At 43.6% G+C, this 241-nt stretch carries 1 rRNA gene; it reads left to right on the top strand.

The annotated features are described in order from the left end of the window. Positions 1-131 (top strand): 23S ribosomal RNA (locus AB4407_RS20780); the annotation flags it as partial. Positions 132-241 lie beyond the last annotated feature (110 nt).

Here is a 241-nt window from a genome sequence, read left to right as displayed (position 1 = left end):
TGAGATGAGTTTTCCCTGGCGCTATAAGCGTCCTAAAGGGTTGTCGTAGACTACGACGTTGATAGGCAGGGTGTGTAAGTGCTGCGAGGCATTGAGCTAACCTGTACTAATTGCCCGTGAGGCTTAACCATACAACACCCAAGGGGTTTTGTGGACTCAAAGACAGACCTTGAATGAGTTTGAAGAGATACTTTTATAGCTCTATTAAATAGAGAAGCGGCTTTCCGAATTTTAAAATTTG

Source organism: Vibrio sp. 10N.261.46.E11, assembly GCF_041472735.1.
Lineage (GTDB): Bacteria > Pseudomonadota > Gammaproteobacteria > Enterobacterales > Vibrionaceae > Vibrio.
The sequence above is the reverse complement of the archived record's forward strand: the minus strand, read 5'-3'. Positions and strand labels throughout refer to the sequence as shown.